The organism is Nitratidesulfovibrio oxamicus (assembly GCF_015731765.1).
Taxonomy (GTDB): domain Bacteria; phylum Desulfobacterota; class Desulfovibrionia; order Desulfovibrionales; family Desulfovibrionaceae; genus Cupidesulfovibrio; species Cupidesulfovibrio oxamicus.
In genome coordinates this window covers 1-1,571 of the sequence record NZ_VRYY01000515.1, presented here as the reverse complement: position 1 = coordinate 1,571, position 1,571 = coordinate 1, and the positions used below count along the sequence as shown (strand labels likewise).

General features: G+C 71.0%; 3 protein-coding genes. 1 reads left to right on the top strand and 2 read right to left on the bottom strand.

Annotated elements, in window-relative coordinates; all coding sequences use genetic code 11:
* On the top strand, positions 1-515 hold a 515-nt coding region (locus FVW20_RS14765; protein ID WP_196610203.1), incomplete at its 5' end, for a class I SAM-dependent methyltransferase.
* Between the two features lie 215 nt (positions 516-730).
* Here the strand turns inward: FVW20_RS14765 and FVW20_RS14760 are convergent.
* A complete protein-coding gene (locus FVW20_RS14760; protein WP_196610202.1) occupies positions 731-1,270 on the bottom strand; it encodes a hypothetical protein in 540 nt (179 codons plus the stop codon).
* A 113-nt stretch (positions 1,271-1,383) separates the two neighbouring features.
* Positions 1,384-1,571, bottom strand: a 188-nt coding sequence (locus FVW20_RS14755; RefSeq protein WP_372435008.1) for an HAD family hydrolase, incomplete at its 5' end; no start/stop codon positions are given.

The following is a 1,571-nucleotide window of genomic DNA, read 5'->3' as shown; positions in this document are numbered from 1 at the left end:
GATCCGCCACCCGCGTGGCCCGGCCCTGCGAGCGGGATGCGGCCTGCGGGGGCGGGGACCCGCTGCGCCAGCGTGCAGTCGGGGGGGGCGAAAGCCCGTCTGCCGCTGGCTTTCCGCAATTTTCCTGCCGCATTCCCTTGTTGCGCGCCGATGCGCGTGTGCTGCCCTTCGCGGACAACGCCTTCGATGCGGTGGTGCTGTCGCTGGCCCTGCACGAGATGCCGGAGGCCGTGGGCAACGCGGCCCTGGCCGAGGCCCTGCGCGTGGCCCCGCGCGTGCTGCTGGCCGACTACCGGCTGGCCGAACGCAACCTGGACCTGCCCGCCGCCCTGTTCGTGCACCTGCCGGAACGGTTGGCCGGGGCGGAACACTACCGCAACTTCCGGGGGTTCATGGCCCGTGGCGGGGTGGAAGGGCTGGCGCACCGGGCCGGGTTATCGGTCATTCGCCGCGAACGGCTGTTTGGCGGGGCCGGGGCGCTGCTGCTGGCAGAGCGGAACAGCCGGGCAGGGTGACGATGCGCAGGCGGGCGCAGTGATGGGCGCGATGTCCGCTGCATGCCTGCTCCCTGCCCGCATCGAACACGTTCCGGTTCTGCTCCGGGCCTGCTTCCTACCTGACGCGCGCACCACTTTTCTGTTCGTCCATAATGCGAAACGCCCGGTCGAAGCCGGGCGTTTCGCGCTGGAAGGGTATGGCCATTGGCCGCCACATCGGCAGTAGCCGTGCGTCACTCTTTGGACGTGCCCTCGCCTGTGGCTGCGGCGGGAACGGCGGCCACCAGGTCCAGGGTGGGCTGGGTCACCCGGCCCTCGGCCAGCAGGCGCTGGCGGGCGTCGGCCACGCGCAGGATGGACAGCGGCGTGGCCAGCAGCGGCACCAGGCCGGAGGTCAGGGCATCGCGGTAGTAGGTGGTGTCCTCGTGCTTGCCCAGGAATTCGCGCAGGGTGGCGTCGAGGGAATAGCCCTCTTCCTTGAAGGCGTCGTCAAAGGCGCGGTACATGTCCAGCCGCAGCCCCTCGCCGGTGAATTTCGGCCCGGTGGCCGTGCCGGTCAGCACGCCCAGCAGCCCCTGCACCACGGCCTGCTGCCCGGCGTTGACGGCCTTGTTCTGCACCCGCTCGAACACCGGTTTGGTGCAGCTTTCGCGCGGGGGGCAGACCCGTCCGGCGCAGGCGGCGCACAGGGCGGCGGCAAGCAGCAGCACGAGGACGGCGGTTTTCGGAAGGGCGGCACGGGCGGGGTGTGCGCTGTGGGGCGTGAAGGGCATGGCGTGGTCTCCTGCGGGACGTTGATGGCCGGGGTAGTATCTTCCAATAGGCCGATGGGCATGCCGGTGCAACCGGTCGGATCGGAAGCGGATGGCGGTTGCGGCGCAGGGGGCTAACCCGGCGTCTCGGAATCCGCTTCGGTCAGCCCCAGATGCACCATCAGCGCCGCGCAATCGTTGGCCACCACGTGCGCCCCGGCCTCGTGCAGCGCGCGGGCAGGGCTTTCGCCGCTGGCCACCCCGGCGGTCAGGGTGCCCGCGCGGTGCCCGGTCACGATGTCCATGGGGTGGTCGCCCACCA

What these genes read in the sequence shown, in the direction of transcription:
- FVW20_RS14760 (WP_196610202.1), bottom strand. Translation starts at nt 1,270, where the DNA reads ATGCCCTTCACGCCCCACAGCGCACACCCCGCCCGTGCCGCCCTTCCG.